Annotated in this window: 22 protein-coding genes; 3 read left to right on the forward strand and 19 right to left on the reverse strand. The window is 70.0% G+C overall.

The features are described 5' to 3' along the window. Positions 1-65 precede the first annotated feature (65 nt). The 10 genes from Ate02nite_RS22820 to Ate02nite_RS22865 all read right to left on the reverse strand — a co-directional run bounded on the left by Ate02nite_RS22820 (position 66) and on the right by Ate02nite_RS22865 (position 9,252). Positions 66-1,736, reverse strand: coding sequence for an ATP-binding protein (locus Ate02nite_RS22820; RefSeq protein ID WP_203808827.1), 1,671 nt, complete (start codon positions 1,734-1,736; stop codon positions 66-68). Between the two features lie 16 nt (positions 1,737-1,752). Continuing rightward, the gene (locus Ate02nite_RS22825) at positions 1,753-2,655 is read right to left on the reverse strand and encodes a type II secretion system F family protein (RefSeq protein WP_203808829.1); all 903 of its coding nucleotides are present in this window, start codon (positions 2,653-2,655) and stop codon (positions 1,753-1,755) included. Positions 2,656-2,659: 4 nt separating this feature from the next. After that, a complete protein-coding gene (locus tag Ate02nite_RS22830) occupies positions 2,660-3,628 on the reverse strand; it encodes a type II secretion system F family protein (protein WP_203808831.1) in 969 nt (322 codons plus the stop codon). Further along, positions 3,622-5,007 (reverse strand): TadA family conjugal transfer-associated ATPase, encoded by a 1,386-nt coding sequence (locus tag Ate02nite_RS22835; protein WP_203808833.1) that lies wholly within the window; start codon positions 5,005-5,007, stop codon positions 3,622-3,624. The genes Ate02nite_RS22830 and Ate02nite_RS22835 overlap by 7 nt, the downstream gene beginning before the upstream one ends. Further along, positions 5,004-6,185, reverse strand: a complete 1,182-nt coding sequence (locus tag Ate02nite_RS22840) for a CpaE/TadZ family protein (RefSeq protein ID WP_203808835.1) — start codon at positions 6,183-6,185, stop codon at positions 5,004-5,006. Before Ate02nite_RS22840 ends, Ate02nite_RS22835 begins: the two co-directional genes overlap by 4 nt. Next, entirely contained in the window at positions 6,182-6,985 is an 804-nt protein-coding gene (locus Ate02nite_RS22845) for an RcpC/CpaB family pilus assembly protein (RefSeq protein ID WP_203808837.1), read from the reverse strand. The genes Ate02nite_RS22840 and Ate02nite_RS22845 overlap by 4 nt, the downstream gene beginning before the upstream one ends. Positions 6,986-7,087: 102 nt before the next feature. Continuing rightward, complete coding sequence (locus Ate02nite_RS22850; protein WP_203808839.1) at positions 7,088-7,456, reverse strand: TadE/TadG family type IV pilus assembly protein; 369 nt, start codon at positions 7,454-7,456, stop codon at positions 7,088-7,090. Between the two features lie 92 nt (positions 7,457-7,548). Then, positions 7,549-7,728, reverse strand: a complete 180-nt coding sequence (locus Ate02nite_RS22855) for a Flp family type IVb pilin (protein ID WP_203808841.1) — start codon at positions 7,726-7,728, stop codon at positions 7,549-7,551. Between the two features lie 128 nt (positions 7,729-7,856). Beyond that, complete coding sequence (locus Ate02nite_RS22860; RefSeq protein WP_203808843.1) at positions 7,857-8,270, reverse strand: response regulator; 414 nt, start codon at positions 8,268-8,270, stop codon at positions 7,857-7,859. 67 nt (positions 8,271-8,337) lie between these two features. Then, on the reverse strand, positions 8,338-9,252 hold the full coding sequence (locus tag Ate02nite_RS22865) for a siderophore-interacting protein (protein ID WP_203808845.1): 915 nt from the start codon (positions 9,250-9,252) through the stop codon (positions 8,338-8,340). A 119-nt stretch (positions 9,253-9,371) separates the two neighbouring features. Here Ate02nite_RS22865 and Ate02nite_RS22870 point away from each other — a divergent pair, with 119 nt between their 5' ends. Continuing rightward, positions 9,372-10,487, forward strand: a complete 1,116-nt coding sequence (locus Ate02nite_RS22870) for a glycoside hydrolase family 5 protein (protein ID WP_203808847.1) — start codon at positions 9,372-9,374, stop codon at positions 10,485-10,487. Here Ate02nite_RS22870 and Ate02nite_RS22875 read toward each other — a convergent pair. The 7 genes from Ate02nite_RS22875 to Ate02nite_RS22900 are packed head-to-tail and all read right to left on the reverse strand — an operon-like array spanning position 10,484 to position 19,617. Then, on the reverse strand, positions 10,484-12,040 hold the full coding sequence (locus Ate02nite_RS22875; RefSeq protein ID WP_203808849.1) for a tyrosine-protein kinase domain-containing protein: 1,557 nt from the start codon (positions 12,038-12,040) through the stop codon (positions 10,484-10,486). The genes Ate02nite_RS22870 and Ate02nite_RS22875 overlap by 4 nt on opposite strands. Next, positions 12,037-13,134: a glycosyltransferase family 4 protein gene (locus Ate02nite_RS22880; protein ID WP_239147661.1), complete on the reverse strand. Its 1,098-nt coding sequence runs from the start codon at positions 13,132-13,134 to the stop codon at positions 12,037-12,039. The genes Ate02nite_RS22875 and Ate02nite_RS22880 overlap by 4 nt, the downstream gene beginning before the upstream one ends. Continuing rightward, positions 13,106-16,213, reverse strand: coding sequence for a murein biosynthesis integral membrane protein MurJ (gene murJ / locus Ate02nite_RS48885; RefSeq protein WP_239147613.1), 3,108 nt, complete (start codon positions 16,211-16,213; stop codon positions 13,106-13,108). Before murJ ends, Ate02nite_RS22880 begins: the two co-directional genes overlap by 29 nt. After that, a complete protein-coding gene (locus Ate02nite_RS22885; protein ID WP_203808853.1) occupies positions 16,210-16,818 on the reverse strand; it encodes a sugar transferase in 609 nt (202 codons plus the stop codon). The genes murJ and Ate02nite_RS22885 overlap by 4 nt, the downstream gene beginning before the upstream one ends. Then, positions 16,815-17,402: an acyltransferase gene (locus Ate02nite_RS49485; RefSeq protein ID WP_203808855.1), complete on the reverse strand. Its 588-nt coding sequence runs from the start codon at positions 17,400-17,402 to the stop codon at positions 16,815-16,817. The genes Ate02nite_RS22885 and Ate02nite_RS49485 overlap by 4 nt, the downstream gene beginning before the upstream one ends. Further along, positions 17,399-18,520, reverse strand: coding sequence for a DegT/DnrJ/EryC1/StrS family aminotransferase (locus tag Ate02nite_RS22895; protein WP_203808857.1), 1,122 nt, complete (start codon positions 18,518-18,520; stop codon positions 17,399-17,401). The genes Ate02nite_RS49485 and Ate02nite_RS22895 overlap by 4 nt, the downstream gene beginning before the upstream one ends. Positions 18,521-18,555: 35 nt before the next feature. Continuing rightward, entirely contained in the window at positions 18,556-19,617 is a 1,062-nt protein-coding gene (locus tag Ate02nite_RS22900) for a Gfo/Idh/MocA family protein (RefSeq protein ID WP_275422958.1), read from the reverse strand. A gap of 438 nt (positions 19,618-20,055) precedes the next feature. On the opposite strand from Ate02nite_RS22900, the gene Ate02nite_RS22905 reads away from it, so the two are divergent. After that, entirely contained in the window at positions 20,056-21,867 is a 1,812-nt protein-coding gene (locus Ate02nite_RS22905) for a polysaccharide deacetylase family protein (protein ID WP_203808861.1), read from the forward strand. Here Ate02nite_RS22905 and Ate02nite_RS22910 read toward each other — a convergent pair. Continuing rightward, a complete protein-coding gene (locus Ate02nite_RS22910; RefSeq protein WP_203808863.1) occupies positions 21,864-22,751 on the reverse strand; it encodes a homocysteine S-methyltransferase family protein in 888 nt (295 codons plus the stop codon). The genes Ate02nite_RS22905 and Ate02nite_RS22910 overlap by 4 nt on opposite strands. Before the next feature lie 84 nt (positions 22,752-22,835). Between Ate02nite_RS22910 and Ate02nite_RS22915 the strand changes: the two genes are divergently transcribed. Continuing rightward, the gene (locus Ate02nite_RS22915) at positions 22,836-24,710 is read left to right on the forward strand and encodes a beta-galactosidase (RefSeq protein WP_203808865.1); all 1,875 of its coding nucleotides are present in this window, start codon (positions 22,836-22,838) and stop codon (positions 24,708-24,710) included. Positions 24,711-24,759: 49 nt separating this feature from the next. Here the strand turns inward: Ate02nite_RS22915 and Ate02nite_RS22920 are convergent, their stop codons facing one another. After that, positions 24,760-25,056 carry a protealysin inhibitor emfourin gene (locus tag Ate02nite_RS22920; RefSeq protein ID WP_203808867.1) on the reverse strand — a complete coding sequence of 99 codons (297 nt, stop codon included), beginning with the start codon at positions 25,054-25,056 and terminating at the stop codon, positions 24,760-24,762. Between the last annotated feature and the right edge of the window lie 16 nt (positions 25,057-25,072).

Here is a 25,072-nt window from a genome sequence, read left to right on the forward strand (position 1 = left end):
GAAAAGGCCCACCCGGGAAACCGGGTGGGCCTTTTTGCTGCCCAAAAACAAATGGCCGAAATCGGCTATGCCGGCAGCAGCAGGCGAATGGTGGTTCCGCCGCCGGGTGTGTCGCCGATGGTGATCGAGCCGTTGTGCCGGTCGACGATGCGGTGGCAGGTGGACAGGCCGATGCCGTGGCCTTTCCGGGAGGCCGGGTCGACCATGGCGAACATCTCGAAGACTTTCTCACGCTGGTCCGGCGGGATTCCGATGCCATTGTCGGCGACCAGGATCGTCCAGCCGAAGTCGTTGCTCTCGGCGGAGAGGACGATGCGGCAGGGCCGGTCCGGGGAGCGGTATTTCATCGCGTTGTCGATCAGGTTCTGCAGCAACTGACGCAGCAGGGTCTCGTCGCCCTTGACGGTCGGCAGCTCGCCGGCGATGGAGACCTCGGCGCCGCTCGACTCGGTGATGGTGGTCAGGTCGGCCAGCACGTTGGTGATCACCTCGCCCAGCGCCACCGGTTGTGGCACCAGCGGCGAGTGACCCGCGCGGGCGTACGCCAGAAGGGCCTGGACCAGCAGTTGCATGCGTTCGACCGCGCGGATTGCCCCGTCGAGCCACTTCGTGGCGCGCGGGTCGAGGTCCTCGGCGTAACCGCTTGTCATCATCTCGAGGTAGCCGTGCGCGGCGGCCATCGGCCGCACCAGGTCGTGGCTGACCGCGCCGGCGAACTGTTCCAGTTCCTCGTTGGAGCGGCGCAGCTCGGTGACCGCGGCGGCCAGTTGTTCGCCGCGGCTGGCCAGTTCCCGGTGGGCGGCCTCGATCACCCGGCGGTGTTCCCGGTCGACGGTGACGTTGTTCATCGCGACCACGGCGCCGACCACCGCGCCGTCCTCGTCGTGCAGCCGGCGGGCCGTACAGCTGAGGTCGACGTTGGGTTGTTCCGGCTTTTTGATCATCATTTCGGCGTCGTGGACCTCGCCCTCGCGGATCGCGCGGATGAGCGGGATCTCGGCGGGGGCCAGCCGGTGGGTTCCGGTGGCGTCGAACAACCCGAAGTGCTCGGGCAGATCCTCGGACGGCAGGCCGGGGGTGTCCTCGGTCCCGTGCCATTCGCGTGCCGCGCGGTTGAAGACGGTCAGCGAACCCTGTGCGTCGCAGGCCGCGATGCCGACGTCGATGGTCTCCAGCACGGTGGCGATGAACTTCTTGCTGCGCTCCCGGTCGCGAGCCAGCTCCGCCATCTGGCGGGCCTGCCGGCGGCGTTCGAACAGGGCCACCACGATGTCGGCCAGGTCGAGCATCCGGTTGATCTGCTCGGCGTTCAGCGTCCGGACCTTCTCGTCGAACACGCAGAGCGTGCCCAGGGCGTACCCGTCCGGGCTGACCAGGGGTGCGGAGGCGTAGAAGCGCACCACGCCGAGCTGGCCGCTGACCCACGGGTTGTCGCGGTAGAGCGGGTGCTGGGTGGCGTCCGGCACGTGGACGAAGGCGCCCTTGCGGAACTCGACGTCGCACATCGACTCGCGCCGGGGCATGTTGGCGCGCTCGAACCCGACCGTGGTGAGCTGGCACTGCCGGGTCGCGTCGATCAGGTTGAGGGTGGCCTTGGGCACCTCGGCGATCATGGCGGTGACCCGGACGACCGCCTCGAGCTCGTCGTCGGCGGGGGCGTCGAGCAGCTCGTACTCGTGCAGGACGGCGAGCCGGGCACCTTCGTTGCGGTTGCGTTCGAGAACACTCAGTGACATAGCGACCCCCGTACGCCTAGAAGTTGGCCATGATGTTGAGGATCGCCGGGCCGAGCACGACCACGAAGATCACCGGGAACAGGCAGAACAGCACCGGGAACAGCAGCTTGATGGCGACCTTCTGGGCCTTCTCCTCGGCTCGCTGGCGGCGGCGCAGGCGCTGGTCGGCGGCGTGCTCGCGGAGGATGCCGGCCACCGAGATGCCTAACTCGCCGGCCTGCACCAGCGCGGTGACCAGGCGCTTCAGGTCGCGGGAGGTGGTCCGGGCGGCGAGCGCGCGCAGGGCCTCGGTGCGGGCGACGCCGAGCTGCATCTCCTGCAGCAAGCGGCGTACCTCGTCCGGCATCGGGCCGCTGAGCATCTGGCCGACCTGGGACAGCGCCGCGTCCAGGCCGAGGCCGGCCTCGACCCCGATGACCAGGGCGTCCAGCACGTCGGGCAGGGACCGGGCGAGTTGCTGCTGGCGTTTCTCGCCGGCGTTGCGGACCAGGACCTCAGGCAGTACGAGGCCGATCAGGATGCCGCCGAGGATGCCGAGCAGGGCCTTGTCGGGGAAGGCCAGCCAGCCGAGCAGGGCGAAGAAGATCACCGCGAACATCCGGGCCTGGACCACCCGGTCGACCGGCCAGTTCGGCGGGTTGCCGGCGTAGTTGAGCTGCCGGGCCAGCCGCAGCTTCATGGCCGGCGGGGTGATCAGGTCGCCGGTCTTCTGGAAGAACCAGACAAGCGTGGGCCGGGCCCGGTTGTAGAGGCTGGGCTTGGGCGGCCGGGTGTCGGTGATCCGGTTCTCGCCGAACTCCGACAGGATGCGCAGCATGCGCTCGCGCTGGGTGGGCGGGATGCCGACGGCGACGACGGCCGCCGACAACGCCAGCGCCGCGCAGATGGCGGCGAGGGCGAGGAGCGTGGACGCGCCCACCGGGTCAGACCTCGATCTTCACGGCGATGCGGAGCCAGACGATGCCGACGGTCATCAGGAAGACGGCGAGGCCGATCATGGCCCAGCCCAGCGGTTCCTGGTAGAGCGGTGCGATGTAGCCGGGCCGCATGATGGTCAGCGTGATCGCGGTGAACACCGGCAGGGCCATCAGGACGTACGCCGACATCCGCCCCTCGGCCGACAGGGTCTGCACCTGGCGGCGCAGGTAGGCACGGTCCCGCATGGTGTCCGCGGTGGTCTGCATGACGTCGGCCAGGCTGCCGCCGACCTCACGCTGCAGCCGCAGCGCCATCACCAGCCAGTTCATCTCGCTGCTGCCGGTGCGTTCGCCGACGCGCTGCATGGCGTCCTCGAACTCGCCGCTGATCCGGGACTCGGACAGGGCGCGGCTGAACTCCTCGGCGACCGGGCCCTCGTCGTCGCGGACCGCGGCCTCGACCGACTGCTGCAGGGTGAAGCCGGCCCGCAGCGAGCTGAGCACCAGGCCGAGCATGTTGGGCAGTTCGTCGGAGAAGCGCGCCCGGCGGCGCTTGACCATCGTCTTCAGGATGACCGGGGGCAGGACGAAGCCGAGGACGAGGCCGGCCGGGAGCGCCAGGAGCATCGGCAGCAGCAAGGCGAGCAGCAGGAACCCGGCGATCGCGCACAGGAACCGCAGCCACAGCCACTCGGTCGGCTTGGGGGTGCCGCTGAGCTGTTCGAGCAGGGCCTCGCTGCGGGCCGCGTACCGGGTCAGGATGGGCGACTCTTCGACGATCTGGCCGCCGACCGACAGGATCTGGCGGAGCGGCGGATCGCCCTTCTTGCGCTCGATGTGGGTGAAGACCTTGAGCGAGGCGATCCGGCGCTGCTCGGGGGTGCGCCCGAAGATCAGGTCGAGGATCACCCAGACGACCAGGAACGTCGCGCCGGCCGCGGTGAACAGGGCGAACAGGCCCCAGCCGGTCACCATCGCTGCTCGCCGAACATGTTCTGCGGGAGGGTCACCCCGTACATGGCCAGGGTGTCGACGAAGCGGGGGCGGATTCCGGTCGGCTTGAGCGAGGCCGCATGCACCGGGCCGGAGGTGGCGGTGAGGTCGAAGGCGAACAGGTCCTGCAGGGTGATGATCTCGCCCTCCATGCCGACCACCTCACTGATGTGGGTGACCTTGCGGCTGCCGTCCTTGAACCGGTTGACCTGGATGACCAGGTCGACGGCGGAGGCGATCTGGTCGCGGATGGCCCGGCTCGGCAGGTCCATGCCGGCCATCAGCACCATCGTCTCCAGGCGGGACAGCGCGTCGCGCGGCGTGTTGGCGTGCAGGGTGGTCAGCGACCCGTCGTGGCCGGTGTTCATGGCCTGCAGCATGTCCAGGGCGGCCGAGTCGCGGACCTCACCGACGACGATGCGGTCGGGACGCATCCGCAGCGCGTTGCGGACCAGGTCCCGGGTGCTCACCGCGCCGCGTCCCTCCGAGTTGGACGGGCGCGACTCCAGGCGTACGACATGGTCCTGAACCAGTTGAAGTTCGGCGGCGTCCTCGATGGTCACGATGCGTTCGTCGTGCGGGACGAAGCTGGACAGCACGTTGAGGATGGTGGTCTTGCCGGAGCCGGTGCCGCCGCTGACCACGACGTTGCGCCGGCCGCGCACGCAGGCCTCGAGGAACTCGGCGGCCTGCCGGCTGAGGGTGGCGTAGGAGATCAGGTCGCCGACGGTCAGCGGGGTCGCGGCGAACTTGCGGATGGTCAGCGACGCCCCGTCCAGGGCGATCGGCGGGACGATGGCGTTGACCCGGCTGCCGTCGGGCAGGCGGGCGTCCACCATCGGGCTCGCCTCGTCGACCCGGCGGCCCACCCGGGCGCAGATCCGGTCGATGATCCGCCGCAGGTGACCCTCGTCGTCGAACTCGACGTTCACCCGCTCGAGCCGGCCGAACCGCTCGACGTAGATGCTCTTCGCGCCGTTCGCCATCACCTCGCTGATCGACGGGTCGCGCAGCAGCGGCTCGATCGGCCCGTGGCCGAGTACCTCGTCGATCACCTCCTTGGTGATCCGGGCCCGGTCGGCGCCGGACAGCGGCGTCTCCTCGCGGGCGAGCAGCTCGTTGAGCACCTCCCGGACCCGGCCGGTGAGGTCCTCGTCGGCCGCGCCCCGGGTGGTGTAGAGGGTGGGGCCGAGCTCGTCGGCGAGGCGGCGCTGGATCCGCAGCCGTACGTCGTAGACCGGGTCGGAGACCTGCCGGCCGGCCGCCCGGTAGCGGTGGTGGGCGGCGGCCGCGGCGGCCGGTTCGACGGCGGTTTCGGTGGTCTGCAGCGGGTCGTAGCCGAGGCGGGCGGAGAGGCTCATCGGTTTGCCTTTCCGGACCGGGAGAAGAACCGCCGTTTCTGCGTGTCGGCGGTCTTGGTGCCGGTGCACAGGTCGGCCAGGCGGCCGATGGCCGCGCTGAACGGGTGCGCCGGGTTGGTCAGGTAGAGCGGTTCGGCCCGGTTGACCGAGATGGTCACCTCGCGGCTGGACGGGACGTGCACGGCGAACGGGATGCCGACCGCTTCCTCGATGTCGGCGGCGGTGAGGCCCACCTCGGTGTTGGAGCGGTTGAAGACCAGCAGCCGGCGGTCCTTGGAGTAGTCGAGCATGTCGAACATCTCCACGGTCAGCCGCACGCTCTTGAGGGTGGGCAGGTCGGGCGTGACGATCGGGATCAGCCAGTCGGAGATGTCCAGGGCGGCCAGCACCTGGTCGGTGACCAGCGCCGGGGTGTCCACCACGATGAAGTCGTAGTTGGGCCGGGCCAGGTCGAGGATCTCCACCACCAGTTCCCGGCGTACGTGCTCACCCTGGGCCGGCCCGGACGGGGCCAGCAGTACGTCGATGCCGTTCTTGTAGGGGGTGATGATCGAACGCAGGCCCGGTTCGTCGAGCCGGCCGGCCATCGCGATCGCGCCCGCGATGTTCCGCTCGGGCGGCAGCTTCAACATGATCGCGACGTCGCCGAACTGCAGGTCCAGGTCGACAAGCAGCACCCGGCGGCCACCACCGGCGGCGAGCGCGGTGGCCAGGTTGACCGCGATCACCGAGCGGCCGCAGCCGCCCTTGCCGGCGAAGATCGTGATGACCCGGCCGTACGGGGTCTGCTCGGAGTTGGTGCGCAGGGTGGTGCCGAGCGCCTTGGACAGGTCGACCGAGCGGGACGAGGCGTTGCGCAGCCCGTCCCAGTCCGATTCCTCGACCACCTCGCGCACCCCGGCGCGCAGGCAGCGCAGCACGTCGACCGGATCCAGCTCCCGGCGCACCAGCACCACGCCGATCAGCGGGCGCTGCAGCCGCTGGTACGCGGTGAACATCAGCACCTCGTCCAGCGGCACGGTGGCACCGACCACGACCAGCAGCGTCTCCGGGTAGCGCGGCAGGTGCGCCTCGAGGTCGGCCATGCTGTGCACGATGTCGCAGCCGATGGACTGGAACTGCGGGCCGACCTGGGCCAGCCGCTCCCGGTCGGGTTCCAGGTAGACGTAGAGGCTCACGATTCGGCGTCCGGGGTCGGGGTGACACTGGGGGTGGCTGACGTGCTCGGTGCCGGCACGCTGACCAGGCCTAGGTGCAGTTCGCCGCTGTTGTAGCCGTTGACCAGGCGGGACCCCTCAGACGGGGTGACCGCGACGGTGACCACGTACCGGTCCAGGTCCTGGGGTGCCACGGTGGCGGTCCCGGCCACCACGGTCGGCAGGACCGTCCCGCCGGCGCTGGTGCTCGGGGTCGGCGTCGCGCTTGTCGGCACCGGCCGCTCACCGACGCTGATCACGGTGGCCTTCGCGACGATCACGGTGGTCTTCTGGTTGCGGCGGTAGAGGCCGGTCTGCTCGGTGAGCCAGATGGTGACCGCGGCGCCCTTGTCGACGTTGCCGGCGACCTGGCGGGCGATGGTGAGCTCGACGCTGACCGCGATCTTCCCGGACGGGAGCACGAACGTCGGCGACGGGCTCGGGGTGGCCGGTGCCGGGTGCTTGAACTGCCCCGACAACAGCATCTGGTCGGGTTGCAGCGCGGCGTTCAGGGTCAGCTTGTCGTACGACGAGTCGAGCGAGGTGATCGCGCCGGACGGGACGGCCCGGGCGGGCATCAGCACCTTCCGCACGAGGCTCTTGGTGCGGATGTCGGCGCCGGTGGTGTCGACCGGGATGGCGGCGGTGGCCAGCAGCACCCAGGTGCCCTCGGCGCCGTCGAGTGCGCGTTTGTCGGCGCCGTGCCCGTAGGCGACGACCGCTGTGGCGCTGAACCCGGCCAGCACGAATGCGGCCAGTAGAAGAATGATGCGTCGGCGCATTCCGCGTCCCCCTCTCGTCAGCCGATCAGCCCAGCGGGCATGATCCCGCGATACCGATTCTGGTGGCCGATGGCGCCGACGGGGGCGAATCCGACGATGTGCCTATCCGAGACATGCCATCACACCGGTCGCGGAGAGGGTGATGTTCATGGGATTGCTCTGGAACAGCTTGATCACGGTGTAGAGCGGGGTGATCGGGGTGAAGGCCCGCTGCACCGTGAGGGTCGAGTTGGCGGTCGCCGTCGACGATGGGGTGCAGGCCGTGGTGGTGGTGTAGGTGACTCCGGTAGCGGAGCCGAAGGTCGAGACGACCTGGTTCTGCATGTCCGAGGCGGTGCCGTTCAGCGCGCCCACCCGAGCGCCTTCCCGCACCGCCTCGGTCAGCTGGATCTGTTGCTGCATCACCCGGCCGAAATCGATCAGGCCGAAGACCAGCAGCAGCAGGACCGGTAGCACCAGAGCCAGCTCCACCGCCGCCGCGCCCTCATCGCCCCGGTGCGTTCGCGTACCGGGGCGATGGTGGGGTCGGCAAGTAGGCATGGATCCGGCTACCCGTCCTTCGATCAGAACTTCGTGGTGAGGTTCTTGAAGACGTCGCTGAGGTGGGTGCCGAACGCCGACACGCCGACGATGATCACGATGGCGATGAACGTCACCAGCAGGCCGTACTCGACGGCGGTGGCACCCTCGTCGTTGCTGAAGCGGGCGCGGAGGTAAGCGGCGATCGCGTTGATGTTCGGCATGTGTTGCTCCCCTGGTCGTAACCTCGGCCACCGCCTCTCGGTGACCGTCTCGTACGCCAGTAGGTATCGGGATTCCCGGCCGCCGCTTGAGGCCGATTCGGGCCGATACGGTGGCTAACGACAGGTAATCAGGGTGCCGGAGCGTTGCTGTGCCGAGCGAGCACGGAACGGAGCGTTCCGGCGAGCACATCGGTGGTGAAAGGCTTCGCGATGAAGGGCGATCCGGCCTTGATCAAACCCTTCTTGATCGCGATGTCCTGCGGGATGCCGGAGATGTAGACGATCTCCATCCCGGGCCGGATCGAGGCGGCCGAGCGGGCCAGTTCACCGCCCGAGACGCCGGGCAGACCGAGGTCGGTCAGCAGCACGTCGATGGTGCCGTCGAAGACCCGGCAGGTGGTGATGGCGGTGACCGCGTCGTTGGCGACCAGCGCGGTGAACCCGCGCATCTCCAGCATCTGGGTGGTCATCTCGCGCAGGTCGTCATCGTCCTCGACGAGAAGGACGACCGGTCCGGTCGGTGTCGTCGACGTGTTCCACATGGCCCCTCCTCGCTCGTCACGCTAGCGAGTCGAGGAGGGGCAGCGTCGCAAATCGGGCAAATGTCCGTCAGTTGGCCTCGGCGCGCCCAAGCCGCCAGTAACCCATGAACGCGACCGAGCGGCGGTCGACGCCGCACTCGCTGACCAGGTGGCGGCGCAGCGTCTTGATCACCGCGGCCTCGCCGGCCAGCCAGGCGTAGAACTTGCTGACGTCGGCGACCTGTTCCGGGACCTCCCAGAGCAGTTCCTCGTCGACGTCGACGTCCTCGAGGTCGGTTGCTTGAGTTTTAAGAAAATCGTCGCCCAGTAGGCGGCGCACCGCGGCGTGCATGGCCGGGATCAGCTTCGCGCCGTGCGCGGCGCCGTCGCGGCCCAGCCAGGTGACCCGCACCCCGGCCGGGGCGACCAGGTCGAGCACGTCGCCGGAGTCGGGCACCTCGAGCAGGGCCTCGCCGGTGGCGTCGGCCGGCAGGCCGGCCAGGATCGAGGAGATGGCCGGCACCGCGGTCTCGTCGCCGCCCAGCAGGATGCACTCGGCGTGCGCGGGCGGGTGGAAGTCGATGCCACCGTGCACGCCGTCGTGATCGGCGTTGGGGCCCATGATGAACATGGTCGAGCCGGGGACGGCCTCGACGACCCAGCGGGAGGCCGGGCCGTGCACGCCGTGCAGCACCATGTCGACGTCGATCTCGCGCAGCTCGGGGCGGACCGCGCGGATCGTGTAGGTGCGGATCGGGTTGCGCCGCTCGTCGTCCAGCTCACGCCACTGCGTGTACCAGTCCTCGCCGGTCGGCAGGTGCTCGTGGCCGGTGCCGGGCAGCGGCGGGATCAGCTTGATCCGCTGGTCGAAGCCGTTGTCGGCGAACCGGTCGAGGTCATCACCGGTAAAGGTGACTCGCACGAAGCTCGGGCTGAGCCGCTGCACGGCCCGCACCTCGGTCGAGAAGAAGCGCCACGGCTGGACGGACACGCTCTGAGTCACCCTCTTACCTCCTGTTTTAGGCATGCCTAACCTAACATGAGGCTGCTTTGTCGCCTGAACCGGCGATGCGCGGGCCACCGAGGGCCGTCCATTCTGGACGGGTGCGCTGGTTCCGGGTCGTGCCTGTCCTGCTCCTCCTCGCCGGGTGTACCGCTACCGCACCCCCGACGCCGGCCCCGCCGGAGCCGATCGACGCCATCACGATCGCGGGCAACCAGTTCGTCGACAAAAACGGCAAAACGCTCAAACTGCGGGGCTTCAACCTTTCCGGTGCCGAATACGCCTGCATCGAGGGGGACGGCTTCTTCGACACCGCCGACGGCCGGGCGCCCGGCGACAAGATCCTCGAGGCGATGCGCGGGTGGGGTCAGGCCAACGCGGTTCGCGTACCTCTCAATGAGCAGTGCTGGCTCGGCCTGCCGGCCGCGCCGCCGGCCTTCGCCGGCGAGAAATACCGGGCCGAGGTGAGTGATTTTGTCCGGCGGCTCAACGCGTACGGCTTCGTGGCCATCCTCGACCTGCACCGCAGCGCCCCGGCCGACGGCGTCTCGCGGGAGCAGGAACCGATGCCCGACCGCGACCACAGCCCGGCCTTCTGGCAGTCGGTGGCCAGCACGGTCCGCACCGGCGCGGTGGTGTTCGACCTGTTCAACGAACCGTTCCCGTTCTCCGAGCCGGACACCGAGCGGGCCCGGCAGTGCTGGCGGGACGGCTGTGCCCAGCAGTCGGTGAACACCGGGAAGGAGTATCAGGCGGCCGGGATGACCGAGCTGGTCGCCGCGGTCCGGGGCACCGGTTCGCGCACCCCGCTGCTGGCCGGCGGCATCTTCTGGGCCGAGAAGATGGACGGCTGGCTGAAGTACCGGCCCGAGGACCCGGCCGGGCAGCTCGGCGCGTCGTTCCATGCCTACTCGTTCAACACCTACTGCATGTCGCCCGAGTGCTACGACCGGGACCTCAAGCCGATCATGGCGACGGTGCCGCTGCTGGCCGGCGAGGTCGGCCCGTCTCTGCGCTCCGGGAAGGACGACGTCGACCGGGACTGCCCGGCGCGGGCCGTCCGCTCGGGTGGCTGGTCGGCGGAGACCCTCGACTGGTTCGACCGCAACGGCGCGAGCTGGACGGCGTGGAGCTGGAATCCGTGGGGCGACTGCTGGTCACTGACGAAGGACTGGGGCGGCGAGCCGACGTCCGCGTGGGGTAAGGAGCTGAGACGTCGACTCGCCGCGTCTTAGGAGGTCTCCTCGCCGTCGCGCGGTACCGGCACCGCGGACCCGTTCGCCCGGGCCTTGACCGGCCCGGCCGGGCTGACCACCGGGGGTGAGGACTTCGACTGGTAGACCGTCGACAGGGGCACCGAGGCCGAGCCGACGACCGGCACACCGGACCGGTCGGTCGGCGGGTCGAGCAGCGACAACGCGTCCTCGACGACGTCCGGATCGCGGTCCGGACGCGGCGTGACGGCGGTGGCCCGGGCCTTCGGGACCAGACCGCCCGCGCTCTTGGGCGCGTTGACCAGCAGGCCGCTGACGTTGCCGTCGACCACCTCGGCCAGCTCGGCCAGGGCGCGGACCACGCCGGCCCGGGTGGCCCGCCGGAAGTCGCCGATCAGCAGCACGTGCCCGGCCACCCCGGCCAGCCCGATCGCGTCCGAGACACTGAGGATCGCCGGGGAGTCGATCACGATCACGTCGCACAACCGGCCCAGCGCCCGGATCACCGGGCCGAACGCGGCCCCCTCCACCTGGCCGGCCCGGGGACCGGCGGCGAGCAGCCGCAACCTCGGGGCCGGGCAGTTCTGCAGGGCGTCCACCAGCTTGACCTCGCCGGCCAGCACGTCGGTCAGGCCGCGCTCGTCGGTCAGCCCGAAGATGGTGTGCTGCTGCGGCTTGCGCAGGTCGGCGTCGACCAGGATCACCGTCTTACCGGCCAGGGCCAGGGCGACGGCCAGGTTGGCGGCCGTGGTGCTGCGTCCCTCACCCTCGTACGCGCTGGCCACCAGCACCGAAGCGGCGCCGTCGCGGGACAGCAGCGGCGCCAGCCGGGACCGCAGGTAGCGGTACGACTCGGCGGCCGGCGCCTCGGGCGAGCGCAGCAGCACCGGGAGCGCCGCGCCCGGCCCGCGTGGCCGGGAGGTGCGGGGCACGGTGGCCAGCACGGTCAGGCCGCTGATCGCCTCGAAGTCGCGCAGGCCGCGGATCCGGTCGCTCATCCGGTCCCGCACCAGCGCGGTGCCGACACCCAGAAGCAGACCCAGCACCAGACCGATGCCCAGGTCGATGGCGACCGGCCGGGCTTCCGGCTGCCCCGGCAGGTAGGCCGAGGAGACCAGGGTGGCGTGCGCGTTCGCGGTGGCGCCGGCCGTGGCGGTCTTGGCCTTCTCGCCGGCGTTGCGGTAGTTCACGTACGCCTCGGCCAGGGCCTGCGCCCGGCGCTGGGCGGTGACCGGGTTACCCGACTCGTAGATGAAGGTCAGCACGTTCGCGTCCGGCGCCACGGTGACCGTGAAACCGTCGGCCATCTGCCCTTCGGAGAGGCCGAGCTCGGCGGCGGCCGGCCGGACCACCAGGCCCGACTTGGCCAGTTCCTTCTCGGTGCCCATCTCCGGCGGGACCGGGGTGGTGTTGGCCCGCACCCGGGCCTCGACCACGACGATCGCCGCGGACCGGTACACCGTGGGCGCGAGGGTGCTGACGCCGTACCCGGCGGCCATCACCACCAGGGTGACCAGGGCGATCCACAACCCGTACGCGCGAATCAGTCGCGCCGGGCCCCCGAACGTGTTCATACCGCCGTGCCTCCTGCCGCTGTGAACTTCTGATGTGCCAGATGCGCGACCACGCCCAGATAGGGGACCTGCTGGCGGTCCCAGGCGAGCCGGTCGTGCACGATCTGTTTCCCGGTGTCGCCGAGCGCCGAGCGCCGGGCCGGGTCGTCGAGCAGCGCGTCGATCCGCTCCGCGAACGCGACCACGTCGCCGCGCGGGACCAGTTCGGACGCGCCCTCGCCGATGATCCGGGTCTCGGCCACGTCGAACGCGACGAACGGCAGCCCGAACGCCATGTACTCCATCGCCTTCACCGGGGTGACGAACTCCTCGAGGTTGGGTTCGAGTCCGACGTCGGCCGAGCTGAGCAGGGTGTACACCTCATCGCGGGTGAGCCAGCCCGGGAAGGAGACCCAGCTGCTCAGCTTTCTGGCAGCGACGAAGCGTTCCCCTTCCGGCACATAGTCGCCGATGCCGGCGAACGTGAACGCCGTGTCGGTGCGCCCGATGGTGTGCACCAGGTGGTCGATGGCCTGCAGGGCCAGGTCGATGCCGTCCTGCGGGCCCATCATGCCGACCAGCACGCACAGGTGCCGGTGCCCGCGCCGCAACTCCGGCTGCGGCGGCCGGTTGCCGAGGTCGGCCAGCCACGGCCCGTTGCCGACCACGGTGACCCGGTTGGCGCCGAGCCCGCCCCGGTGCAGGGCCACCGACCGGACCGACGCGTTGACCGCCACCACGTGGTCGGCGGTGCGCAGGCTGGCCCGCTCGAAGCGGCGCAGCAGCTTGTACATCAACCCGTCGGCGCGGCCGTAGCGAGCCTCGTAGATCTCCGGGGAGAGGTCCTTGAAGTCGAAGATCACCCGCCGGCGGAACAGTTTCAGCGGCGCGGCGAGCAGGAAGTAGATGTCGGGGGTGCTGGACATCTGCACCACGTCCACCCCGCCGGAGACGAGCGCGCGCAGGGTCAGCACCGTGGCGGCGGTCAGCGACCAGGCGTACTCCTTGATGAAGCCCAGCTTGCTCACGCCGTCGCTGGCCGGGTAGTCGAAGACCCGCACCTCCGGGTTCTCCCGGTTGGCGGGGTCACGCCGGCAGATCACGGTGACCGTCATGCCCGCGGCGACCAGGGCCGCCGCGTGTTTGCGTAACCGGTGGTCGCGGCCGAGCGCCACGTTCTCCACGATCAGCAGGACTCGGATCGGTTTGCTCATGCTCTCTCCCGGCGAGGTTGCGAAGAATGGCGAGCAGCACGAGCAGGCAGTCAGCCGCGCCGCGGTAGGTCAGATGCGGATCGAAGATCATCAGCAGCGCGTTGGCCGCCACATAGGCCGCGACGGCCAGACCGACCGCGGCGATCACGCCGGTCGATCGCCGGGCCGCGTCGATGCCGCGGCGAATACCGACCACGACCCACCAGAGGTACGCGGCGAGCAGCGGAATGCCGCCGCCCCAGAGCAGCCAGACGTAGCCGCTCTCGATCCACACCCAGCCGAATTCCTCGTGCGAGGCCGGCACCCGGGCCGACGGCCGCACCCCGAACAGCCAGTTGTGGTCGGCGCTCAGCTGCGGCAGGAAGTAGGTGTTGAGGTTGCGCAGCCGCACGATCCAGCTGTCCGGCAGGCCGGAGGCGCTCTGGAAACCGAGCAGCCGGGTCTCGATCACCGGCCACATCACGATCCCGCCGAGCAGCAGCAGCGGCACCGCGTACCCGGCCAGCCGGTAGGCCCGGGACACCAGCACCACCACGAAGACTGCGGCCAGCATGCCGATCACGGTGGAGAACTCGCCCGCGCCGAGCGCACCGAACATGCAGATCGGCACGGCCGCGGCGAGCCACCGCCGATGCCGCTTGGTGTAGAGCAGCAGGCCGATCGCCAGGCACAGGTTGATGATGCAGAGGTCGGCGACGGCGGCGGCGAGGGCCAGGGTGGAACTGCCACGGCCGATCGACAGGACACGTTCGGCGCCGAACGGCGCATACAGAAGACCCAACAGCTTGGGTACGCCGAACAGGCCCAGCGACTGCAGGATGCCGATGATGCTGACCACGCAGGCCGACGCGATCGACAGGTACGCGGCCTTGAGCGCCTGCCGCCGGGTGGTGAGGCTGAACCGGATGATGAAGTAGACGGCCAGGTATTTCCACAGCACGATCGCGTACTGGTAGTCGTCGCCGATGATCTCGCGGCGCCGGGCCGCCATCATCGCCAGCGGCACGATCGAGGTGAAGAGCGCTAAAGCGATCAGCGACCGGTCGATCGCGTTCATCTTCGGCAGCCGGAACGTGCCGACCCGCAACCGGACCAGCCAGCGGATGCCGAGCGCGACGCCGACCAGCACGGCCAGGCCCTCGTTGGGCCGCAGCACCGGGATCAGCGTGCCGCGGTCGATGCCGGCGGTCAGCGGGGTGAGGAAGACCAGCAGGTAGGCGGCGGTGGCCGGCCACACGTACACGCAGGCGCAGATCCCGGCCCCGAACACCAGGGCCGCCGCGTAGAGCGGATTGAAACCGGCGAGTGCGCCGATGGCCGCCGCGGCGGCCAATAGCGCGAGATTGGTGAGTGGGCCGGCATTGCGGCGCGGCTTCCTCGCCGGGAGCTTTTTCCGTACGGAGGACAGGATCCAGTCGACCTCGGGTGCGCCGAGCCTGGCCTGCACTCCGACGTAGGTGACCACGCCCAGGGCCGCCGCCGCCAGCACCGCGAGGATGCCGCCGATACCGCCGCCGACCAGGCCCGAGATCAGCCGGCCGGCCAGGTAGGCCGGGATCGCCATCAGCACGGCCACGCCGCAGATCCGCAGCACCGGGCCGGCCAGCGGTTCGCGGCCCGGGCCCAGCCCGCGCAGCAGCGACCGTACCAGGATCGCCGCGCCGACCAGGGTGCCGGCCGACATGGACAGGCCGAGGGCGAGCAGCACCGCCGGGCCGTCCAGCATCGGCGCCGTGCAGGCACCGGCCACACACACCCCGAGCTGGGCGAGCATGGCGTTCATCGGGGTGCGGGTGTCCTCCCGCGCATAGCAGGCGTAGGTGGCGACCAGGAACGCCGTCTCGCCGAGCACCCCGAGCGCGAGGGCACCCAGGGCGGTGGCGATCAACGCCGTACCCGCATCGGTGGCGAACCCGCCGTAGGAGATGGCCCGGGCGATGGGGTCGCGGATGGCGAGGTAGCCGGCGGCCGCCGGCACGGCGACGAACAGCGCGAAGATCAGGCCGTTCGTGAACGTGTCGCGGAACGCGACGCGGTCGCCGGCCGCGTGCAACCGGGCCAGCCGGGGCGCGAGCGACAGCGCGACCGGGGTCGCGCCGAGCGCGATCGGCAGGAAGTAGAAGTTCATCGCGAGCTGGAACGCGACCACGCCGCCGGCCACCCGGTTCGCGAAGACCAGCAGGATCAGCAGTTGCAGGGCGGCCAGCGCGGCCTGGGCGAGCGACGGCACCGCCCGCTTGAGGACGACCCGGACCTCGGGATCGCGCCACCCCACCCGGGGCCGCAGCCGCATGCCGGCCCGGCGGGCGCCGTACCACTGGGCGGCCGCGTGCAGCGCGACCGAGCCGGTGGTGCCCAGCCCGAGCAGCAGCAGCGCGCTCAGCGGCGCCTGTTCCAGGCCGCCGATGCCGGGGTAGAGGATGGCCACCGCGACCAGGACGGCGACCGTGCCGATGTTCTCCAGGGCGGGCGCGGCCGCGGCCAGGGCGAAGCGGCCGTGCGCGTTCATCGCCGCGCCGGCCGTGGCGACCAGACCGTAGAGCGGGATCTGCGGCAGCAGCATGAGGATCAGCAGCGTGCCGGTCCGCGACTGGTCGCCGTGCAGGGCGAACGGCGCGACCAGCACGGCGAGCGGGGTGAGCACGGCGGCGCCCAGGGCGACGATGCCGAGGAAGCCGCCGGCGACCCGTTCCGCGCCGGCCCGGTCGGCCGTGTCGACGTGCCGGACCAGCGCGGGGATCAGCAGCGAGGACAGCATCGAGCCGCCGAGGAACCCGTAGAAGACCAGGTTGGGCAGCGAGTTGGTGAACTGGTAGGTGTTGGCGAACAGGGTGGCACCCAGCACCGCGGCGATCACCACGCCGCGGATCACGCCGGTGCCCCGGCTGATCGCCGTCCACAGGGCGACGGTCATCGAGTCGCCCACCGCGTCCGCGGGTGACGCCCGCGCCTCGGCTTCCTTCTCGAGCGTGACGGTCATGCCGCTCCGCGGCGAAGCTGGGCCGGCAGCGTTCGCGCGATGATGGTGATGTCGAGCCACAGGCTCTGCCGGCGGACGTATTCCACGTCCAGGGCGAGGGCCTGCGGCATGGTCAGCAGGTTACGGCCGCTCACCTGCCACAGCCCGGTCAGGCCGGGGCGGGTGTCGAAGCGGGCCATCGCCTCCGGCTGGAACAGCTCGGCCTCCCAGGCCAGCACCGGGCGTGGGCCGACCAGCGACATCTGCCCCAGGACGATGTTGACCAGCTGCGGCAGCTCGTCGATGCTGGTCTTGCGCAGCCAGGCGCCGATCCCGGTGACCCGCGGGTCGCCGGCCAGCTTGTAGAGGCCGCCGACCTGCTCGATGCCCTCGTCCCCGGTCAGCATCTTCGAGACGTACTCGCGGTGGGCTGCGTCGGAGTTGCCGGTCGTCATCGACCGGAACTTGTACATGGTGAACGGCTTCCGGTCCCTACCCAGGCGCTCCTGCTTGAAGATCGCCGGGCCGGGCGAGGTGAGCCGCACGGCCAGCCAGACCACGGCCAGCAGCGGCGCGAGGACGATCAGGCCCAGGCCGGCGCCGACCAGGTCGAGGGCCCGTTTCATGACCGCTCCCGCAGGGCGGCGACCCGATCCTCGATCTCCGGCAGATCGGCCACCTTGCGGTGGGGGACGGCCGGATTCCCGTACGCCACAAAGCCGGCCGGAATGTCCCGGGTGACCACCGACCCCGATCCGATGATCGCGCCCGCGCCGATCCGGACGAACGGCAGGATCGTGACGTTGACCCCGATCTGCGCACCGGCCTCGATGTGCGGTCCGGACATCAGCTTGGCCGAGCGCTCGTCGCCCGGGTAGAGGTCATTGGCGATGGTGACGCCGGGAGCCAGGAACACGTCGTCCTCGAGCACGGTGAACTGCGCGATGTAGCAGTTCGCGTGGATCTTCACCCGGTTGCCGATCCGGCAGCCGTAGTCGATGACGGTGTTGCTCCAGACGCTGACGTCCGCGCCGATCTCGTTCTCCTCGCGGATCACCACCCCGTGACCCGTCTGCAGACCCGGCCCGATGCGGCTGCCGTCGTAGAGGACCGTGCCGCTGCGCAGCCGCGCCTCCGGGCCGAGCTCCAGTGGTCCAGATCCCGTGCGGGCCACCGGATATCCGACGATGACTCCCTCGTCGGCGTTCACTTCTCGCTCACCTCGTCCAGCACCTCGCAGACCCGGTCGACCTGCGCCCGGGACATGTGCGGGAAGAGCGGGAGCGAGAACTGCTCCACGGCGGCCTGTTCGCAGACCGGCAGCGGGCCGGTCGCGTATTGGCGCAGCGGAGGCTGCAGATGACAGGGGACGGGATAGTGCACCCCGGTCTGGATTCCGTTGTCCTGGAGGACTTTCTGGACCTGTTCCCGGTTCGCGACCCGCACCACCATCAGGTGGTAGACGTGCCGGGCCAGGGGGTTGACCTCGGTGAGCCGCAGAGTCTTCGAGCCGGCCAGCTCCTTGCGGTAGCGGTCGGCGAAGCTGATCCGGGCCTCGGTCCAGGTCTCGTTGCGGGCCAGTTTGGCGTCGAGCACGATGGCCTGCAACGCGTCGAGCCGGCTGTTGGTGCCGACGAACGAGTGCTCGTAGTGGTTGGCGCCGCCGTCCCGGCCGTGGTTGGCCAGGCTGCGCACCTTCTCGGCGAGCTTCTCGTCGTTGGTGACGACGGCGCCGGCGTCGCCGAACGCGCCCAGGTTCTTACCCGGGTAGAAGCTGAAGCAGCCGGCCGCGCCGAACGAGCCGGCCCGCCGGTCGCGCCACTCCGCGCCGTGCGCCTGGGCGGCGTCCTCGACCAGCGCGATGCCGGCCTTGTCGGCCACGGCCACCAGGCCGTCCATGTCGGGCATGTTGCCGTACAGGTGGACCACGATGACCGCGCTGGTGCGCGGGGTGATCGCCGCCGCCAGGATGGCCGGGGTGATCAGCAGGGAGTCGGGGTCGACGTCCACGAACGCCGGGATCGCCCCGGCCCGGACCACGGCCGCGGCCGTGGCGATGAACGTGTTGCTCGGCACGATCACCTCGTCGCCGGCCCCGATCCCGAGCGCCTGCAGGGTCAGTTGCAGGGCGTCGGTCCCGTTGGCGACACCGACCGCGTGGCCGGTCTCGCAGTAGCGGGCGAAGTTCTCCTCGAACCGGGCGACGGCGGGTCCGCCGACGTACCGGGCGGCGAGCAGAGCCTCGGTGTAAGTCGTCTCTATGTCCGGCCAGACCTCGTGCGCCATGGCGGACAGGTCGGTGAACGGCACTTCGATGGCAGGGTGCATCAACTTTCCTCGCTCTTTTGTCGCAGGCTTTGAGATCAGGCGCTGACCGGCGCGCGCTGGGCCGGAACCGGGATCAACCCGGCTCGCGCGGTGTCCGGCAGCCCGGAGACCTCGCTGAGCAGCACCTTGCGTTCCTGGGCCAGGGAGATCTGGGCAGCTTCGATGACCTGCACGACGGCCAGACCGTTGGCGCCGTCGGTGCGGGGCACGGCCCCGGTCGTCATGCATTCGACGAAATGCTTCGCCTGCACGGCGAGCGGCTCGTCGAACCGGACGACCGGCGAGGTGACCGGCCCGTGGTGGTACTGCATGCCCTTGTTCTCCGCCGAGCGGACCACCGACTTGTCGTGGATGCGGATGCGTTCCTCGACGTTGGTGTCGTCGAAGACGGCCATCTTCTTCGAGCCGACCGCGGTGATCAGCCGGACCTTGCGCGGATCGAGCCAGCTGACGTGGATGTGAGCCTGCACGCCGATGTCGTCGTAGCCCAGTTCGAGGTGTGCGACGTCCTCGAAGACCGGGTCGAGGTGCCGTTGGCCCCAGGCCCGCACGGAGGTGGGCGTGGCGCCGAGCACGTGGTTGGCGATGGATATGTCGTGCGGTGCGAGGTCGAAGATGACGTTGACGTCGCTCTGGTAGAGCCCCAGATTGAGCCGGGAACTGTCCAGGTAGTACAGATCGCCGAGCTCGCGGGTCTGCACCAGTTCGCGCAGCATCCAGACCGCACCGTTGTATTCGAAGGTGTGTCCGACCATCAGGGTGACCCCGGCCTCCTTGGCGGCCTGGATCAGTTCCTGCGCGCCCGCGGCCGTGGTGGCCAGGGGCTTCTCGATGAGTACGTGTTTGCCCGCACGAATTGCCGCCAGCCCTAGCGGCACGTGCGAGGCCGGTGGTGTCGCGATCACCACGGCGTCGATATGAGGCAGCGCGGCCTCCAGCGAGGTGAACCCCTCGCCGGTCGCCAGGAGGTGCGCCATGCCGCTGAGCAGCGGCAGACGCGCATCGATGGCGACGACCCGGGACACCCCGGGGGTGGACCGCATGACGCGAAGCTGCTTCGAACCCCAGTAGCCGACGCCGACGACGCCGACCCGAATCGGTTGGACGGGCGGTACCCCACCACCGCCCTGACGATGCTCGCTGCTGTCCGAACTGGACGCTTGCAGATCTGAGCCCATTTTTCCGTCCCCTCGGAAAAGCCGGCACCCACTGGCGGGTGGGTACCCGGGCTGAGTATTTCGGCGGCCTCACCGGGGGAGAAGGGACCGTCCGACGGAGTGACGTTGGCCCATTCGGCCGATCCTGGAATGGTCTGACCCTTGTGGACCATGGAAAGAGGCACGTCAATAACAGTTCTTTCGTTTCTGGAGTGGGCGTGACCTCCGAAATGATCACGAAATCAGCCTGAAATTGCGGTTCACGTAGGGTCTGTCCATATTCGACGCTCTGTCAGATATCCGCTACTCCGCGTATTGGTGCCCACGTGCTAGTCCTGTTCACGTCCACACGCAAGTCACCGCCATGGAGGCGTGACCATGAATAAGGCGTTATCTTCCCTGTTCACAGCGGTGCTGGCGGGTGCCGCCCTGCTGATCTCGCCGGCCGCGGCACAGGCCTCGCTGGCCGACCCGCTCGCCGTGAGTTTCACCTTCGACGATGGAGTTGCTGATCAATTAGCGGCTCAAGATTTGCTGCAGCAGCACGGAATGGTGGGAACCTTCTACATCAACTCGGCGCTGATAGGTCAGACGTCATACATGACTCGTACAGATCTGGAGAATCTTGCGGCCAACGGCCACGAGATCGGCGGCCATACCGCAACTCACCAAGATCTGTTGACACTGGCGCCCGGGGAGCAGAACCGGCAGATCTGTACAGATCGAAACACGCTTTTGTCGTGGGGTTTCGACATAACGTCCTTCGCCTATCCGTTCGCCAACCTGGACGCCGGCCTCGAAACGATCGCGCAGCACTGTGGCTACAACAGCGCCCGGGCGGTCGGCGACCTGTACGACGCCACCGACTGCGACGACTGTGACCCGGCCGAAACAGTTCCACCCCTGGACGCGTACGCGATCCGCACCCCCGACGACGTCGAGGTGACCACCACCCTGGCCGAGCTGCAGGACCTGGTCGAACGGGCCGAGGTCACCGGGGGCTGGCTGCCGTTCAACTTCCACCACATCTGCGACACCGGCTGCCCGGCCGAGTCCATCTCGGCGTCCGTGCTCGATGCCTTCCTGACCTGGCTCGCCCCGCGCACCGCGGTCGGCACCACGGTCGAGACGGTGAACGACGTCATCGGCGGCACGGTCGCCGCCGCGGTCAGCCCGACCGCGCCGCTCGCGCCCGGCGCCCCCGAGGTCAACACCGTGCGCAACCCGTCCCTGGAGGACGTCAGCCCGTTCGACGCGAACCTGCCCGACTGCTGGCAGCCGGCCGGCTACGGCGACAACACCGCCGTGCAGACCCGGGTCACCGACGCGCACACCGGCACGTACGCGTCGCAGATCCAGATGACCGCCCGGACCGACGGCGACGCCAAGCTGATCCCGCGGTTCGACCTGGGTGACTGCTCGTCGCAAATTGATCAGGGCCGCACGTACCAGGTGTCGACCTGGTACAAGTCGGATGTCTCGGTGTTCTTCACGTTCTATCAGCGCAACGCGCTCGGCCAGTGGAGCTACTGGACCCAGAGCCCGCGCTTCGCCCCGTCGACAGGTTGGCGGCAGGCGACCTGGAACACGCCGGCACCTCCCGCAACGGCCGTGGCGGCCGGCTTCGGCCTCACCATCGACAGCGTCGGCACCCTGGTCACCGACGACTACAGCTTCGCCGACCACCCGCTGGCGCCCGCTCCGGACGGCGTCAACGCCCTGGTCAATCCCTCCCTGGAGACGCCGGGCGCGGACGGCTTCCCGGCCTGCTGGACCGGCACCGGCTACGGCACCAACACTCCGGTGTGGACCACGGTGACCGACGCCGCCGACGGCACGTACGCCCAGAAGCTGGAGCTGACCGCCCGCACCGACGGCGACGCCAAGCTGATCCCCGGCTGGGACTCGGGCAACTGCGCGCCGCTGGTCACGCCCGGCAAGACCCTCTCGCTGTCCGTTTCCTATCACGGCACCCAGCCGACGTTCTTCACCCTCTACAAGCAGGACGCCGCGGGCACCTGGTCGTGGTGGACGCAGAGCCCACCGTTCGCGGCCAGCGCCACCTACACCACGGCGGCCTGGACCACCCCGGCCGTCCCGGCCGGCACCCGAGCCGTCACCTTCGGCCTGACCCTGGACGCCGTGGGCGAGGTGACCACCGACAACTACAGCCTGGTGAGCAACCCCTAGACGCCCCACATGGCAGCCACGTGGCGGGAGTCCGTGCCGCAGCAGCCGCCGATCAACGTGAGATTGGGCAGGTGCGGGCGCAGATCAGTCTGCGCCCGGGCCAGTTCGGCCGGGTCGCCCTCGTCCAGCTCGGTGGCGGCGTCCAGTTCGGCGTGGCCGGCCGTGGACGCGTTGGCGCGCAGGCCGACTATCCGGTCGCGCCAGGCGCCCTCGGTCAGGCCGGGCGCCACGTGGGTGGGGTGGGCACAGTTGACCATGAAGTAGTCCGGGGCGGCCTCGGCGTCCACCGTGGTGACCGCGTCCCGCAATGAGGTGCCGTCGGGCAGGTGACCGTTCTGCTCGACGGTGAACGAGATGGCCACCGGCAGACCGGCCGCGCGGGCCGCCCGGACGATGCCGATCGCCTCGCCGGGGCCGGTCAGCGTGAACGCGGTGACCAGGTCGGCGCCGGCCTCGGCGAAGGCGTCGATCTGAGGTGCGTGATAGGCGGCGGCCTGGTCCGGGTCGGTCGGGTCGCCGGCCACGTAACCGTCGCCGCGCGGGCCGATGGCGCCGCTCACCAGCAGATCGGTGCGGAGTCCCCGGAGCAGCGCGACGCTCTCCTGGTTGACCCGGCGCAGGTCGGCGGCGTCGTAGCCCAGCTTGGCGCCCCAGTCGGCGCTGGCCCGCCACGTCGGCGTCTCCAGCTGCAGAGCGGCGCCGGCCCTGGCCGCGATGTCGACGTAGTCGCCGTAGTAGCGCCGCAGCAGGTCTCGGCCCGGCCCGCGGTCGACGAGCGGGAACGCGGCGAACTCCGGCAGGTCGACGTCGTAGTGGTAGATCAGGTCGGTCTCCAGCCCGCCATCGGTGACGACCGGACGGCCGGACAGTTGCGGCAGGGTCATGACGGCTCCTTTTTCACGGCGTACCAGTCTGATTGGTCTGTTTGTAGCAGGCCAGGCGGGACGCCGGGCTGGGAACATGGACCCATGGCGATCTTCTACGGCGGGGACTACAACCCGGAGCAGTGGCCCGAGGACGTGTGGCTCGAGGACGTCGACCTGATGCGCAGGGCGGGGGTCAACCTGGCTACGGTCGGCGTCTTCTCGTGGGCCCGGATCCAGCCGGACGAAGGGGTGTTCGACTTCGGCTGGCTGGACCGGGTCCTCGACCTGCTGCACGCCGGGGGAGTGGCGGTCGACCTGGCCACCGGCACCGCCTCGACCCCGCCGTGGGCCACCACGAAGTACCCGTCCATCCTCACGGTTGGGCACGACGGCGCCGTCCGCTGGCCGGGCGGCCGCCAGCACTACGCGCCGACCTCACCGGAATACCGGCGGCTCGCCGCCGACCTGGTGTCCGCGCTCGTCGCGCGCTACAAGAATCACCCGGCGGTGGTGATGTGGCACATCAACAACGAGCTGGGCTGCCACACCACCTACGACTACTCCGACCAGGCCGCGTCTGCGTTCCGGACCTGGCTGCGCGCGAAGTACGGCGACCTGGACGCGCTGAACGCCGCCTGGGGCACCATGTTCTGGTCGCAGCGCTACACCGACTTCGAGCAGATCCTGCCGCCACGCCTCGCCCCGACCTCGGTCAATCCGGCCGGGCTGCTCGACTTCCGGCGGTTCAGCTCCGACATGCTCCTCGAACTGCTGCGCCTGGAGAAGCGGATCATCCGGAAAGCCGGCGCCACCCAGCCGATCACCACCAACATGATGGGCGCGTTCCCGAAGGCCGACTACTGGTCCTGGGCCGGCGAACTCGACTTCATCTCCGACGACAGCTATCCCGACCCGCGCGACCCGCTGTCCTTCCGGCAGACCGCGTTCGGCCGCGACCTGATGCGCTCGCTCAAGCCCGGCACCCCGTGGATCCTGATGGAACAGGCCGCCGGCCACGTCAACTGGCGGCCCAACAACGCGGCCAAGGCACCCGGGCAGATGGCCGCGCTGAGCATGCAGGCGGTCGGCCGGGGCGCCGACGGCGTGCTGTTCTTCCAGTGGCGGCAGGCGGCCCGCGGCTCGGAGAAGTTCCACTCGGCGATGCTGCCGCACGCCGGCCCGGACACCCGTACCTATCGGGAGGTTGCCGCCCTCGGTGCGGCACTGTCTCGGGTGTCGCCGCCGCCACCGGGCCGGGACGCCCAGGTCGCGCTGATCCTCGACTGGAACTGCCACTGGGCCCTCGACCAGCCCAACCACCCGGCCCGCCTCGACTACCTGGCCGAGGTCCAGGGCTGGCACGCCGCCTTCCACGCGCTCAACATCCAGGTCGACCTGGTCCACCCGGACGGACCCTTCGACGGGTACGCCGTGGTGGTCGCGCCCAGCCTCTACCTGATCCGCGACGCGACGCCGCTGGTCCGGTACGTCGCGGACGGCGGCCGCCTGTTCACCACCGCCTACACCGACGTGGTGGACGAGAACGACGGCTTCCTGCCCGGCGGTTTCACCCAGCGCCTGGGCGAGACGCTCGGCCTCACCGTGACCGATATTGCCGGGGTGCTGGGCGACGAGGCGGTCTACGGCGACGGTAGCCGCGGCGAGACCCTGCGCGAGGAGATCCGCCTGCACGGCGCCGAGGTGCTGGAATCCTTCGCCGACGGTTCCCCGGCATTGACCCGCCACCGCCACGGCCGCGGCGAGGCCTGGCACCTGGCCACGCTGGCCGCCCCGGCCGACCGCGAGCGATTGGCCGCCGGCTTCGGCATCGCCCCGGTCCGGCCCGACCTACCACCGAACGTGGAGGCCTGCGCCCGCAACGGCCTGGTCACCGTGATCAACCACAACCCGACCCCGGTGACCATCGGCGACGAGCAATTCGCGCCGTACGAATACCGGCTGATCAATCCCAGCTGACCAGCCCGGCAACGGCCCGCGGTGTCGACGTCGCCGCCGCGGGTCCCGGCTATGTGTAGCGGCTCAGGAACTGCAGCAGCGGCCGCAGCTGCGGCGGAATGGCCGGATCCGAAACCGTCCCTTGCCAGCGCTGCGCACCCCGCTCGATGATCAGGTCGTAGCGCATGAGATCGGCCCCCGCCGAGGTCGCAGTGCTGGTGACGATCCCGGGGTCGATCGCCGAAACCAGCCGCACCAGCTCCGCCGCCTCAGCCGGCGGCAGCCGCGCGGACTCCAGCACGACATGCGCCGTCCGCCCGGTAAACCCGCCGGACCGCCGCATTTCCACCCGCACGCGCCCGGTCATCTACGCCAGCCCCCCC

Source organism: Paractinoplanes tereljensis (assembly GCF_016862435.1).
GTDB classification, from domain to species: Bacteria; Actinomycetota; Actinomycetes; order Mycobacteriales; family Micromonosporaceae; genus Actinoplanes; species Actinoplanes tereljensis.

What these genes read in the sequence shown, in the direction of transcription:
- Ate02nite_RS22905 (WP_203808861.1), top strand. Translation starts at nt 20,056, where the DNA reads ATGAATAAGGCGTTATCTTCCCTGTTCACAGCGGTGCTGGCGGGTGCC.
- Ate02nite_RS22860 (WP_203808843.1), bottom strand. Translation starts at nt 8,270, where the DNA reads ATGTGGAACACGTCGACGACACCGACCGGACCGGTCGTCCTTCTCGTC.
- Ate02nite_RS22920 (WP_203808867.1), bottom strand. Translation starts at nt 25,056, where the DNA reads ATGACCGGGCGCGTGCGGGTGGAAATGCGGCGGTCCGGCGGGTTTACC.
- Ate02nite_RS22845 (WP_203808837.1), bottom strand. Translation starts at nt 6,985, where the DNA reads ATGCGCCGACGCATCATTCTTCTACTGGCCGCATTCGTGCTGGCCGGG.
- Ate02nite_RS22915 (WP_203808865.1), top strand. Translation starts at nt 22,836, where the DNA reads ATGGCGATCTTCTACGGCGGGGACTACAACCCGGAGCAGTGGCCCGAG.
- Ate02nite_RS22895 (WP_203808857.1), bottom strand. Translation starts at nt 18,520, where the DNA reads ATGCACCCTGCCATCGAAGTGCCGTTCACCGACCTGTCCGCCATGGCG.
- Ate02nite_RS22820 (WP_203808827.1), bottom strand. Translation starts at nt 1,736, where the DNA reads ATGTCACTGAGTGTTCTCGAACGCAACCGCAACGAAGGTGCCCGGCTC.
- Ate02nite_RS22835 (WP_203808833.1), bottom strand. Translation starts at nt 5,007, where the DNA reads ATGAGCCTCTCCGCCCGCCTCGGCTACGACCCGCTGCAGACCACCGAA.
- Ate02nite_RS22910 (WP_203808863.1), bottom strand. Translation starts at nt 22,751, where the DNA reads ATGACCCTGCCGCAACTGTCCGGCCGTCCGGTCGTCACCGATGGCGGG.
- murJ (WP_239147613.1), bottom strand. Translation starts at nt 16,213, where the DNA reads ATGACCGTCACGCTCGAGAAGGAAGCCGAGGCGCGGGCGTCACCCGCG.
- Ate02nite_RS22880 (WP_239147661.1), bottom strand. Translation starts at nt 13,134, where the DNA reads ATGACGGTCACCGTGATCTGCCGGCGTGACCCCGCCAACCGGGAGAAC.
- Ate02nite_RS22885 (WP_203808853.1), bottom strand. Translation starts at nt 16,818, where the DNA reads ATGAAACGGGCCCTCGACCTGGTCGGCGCCGGCCTGGGCCTGATCGTC.
- Ate02nite_RS22855 (WP_203808841.1), bottom strand. Translation starts at nt 7,728, where the DNA reads ATGCCGAACATCAACGCGATCGCCGCTTACCTCCGCGCCCGCTTCAGC.
- Ate02nite_RS22830 (WP_203808831.1), bottom strand. Translation starts at nt 3,628, where the DNA reads ATGGTGACCGGCTGGGGCCTGTTCGCCCTGTTCACCGCGGCCGGCGCG.
- Ate02nite_RS22875 (WP_203808849.1), bottom strand. Translation starts at nt 12,040, where the DNA reads ATGAACACGTTCGGGGGCCCGGCGCGACTGATTCGCGCGTACGGGTTG.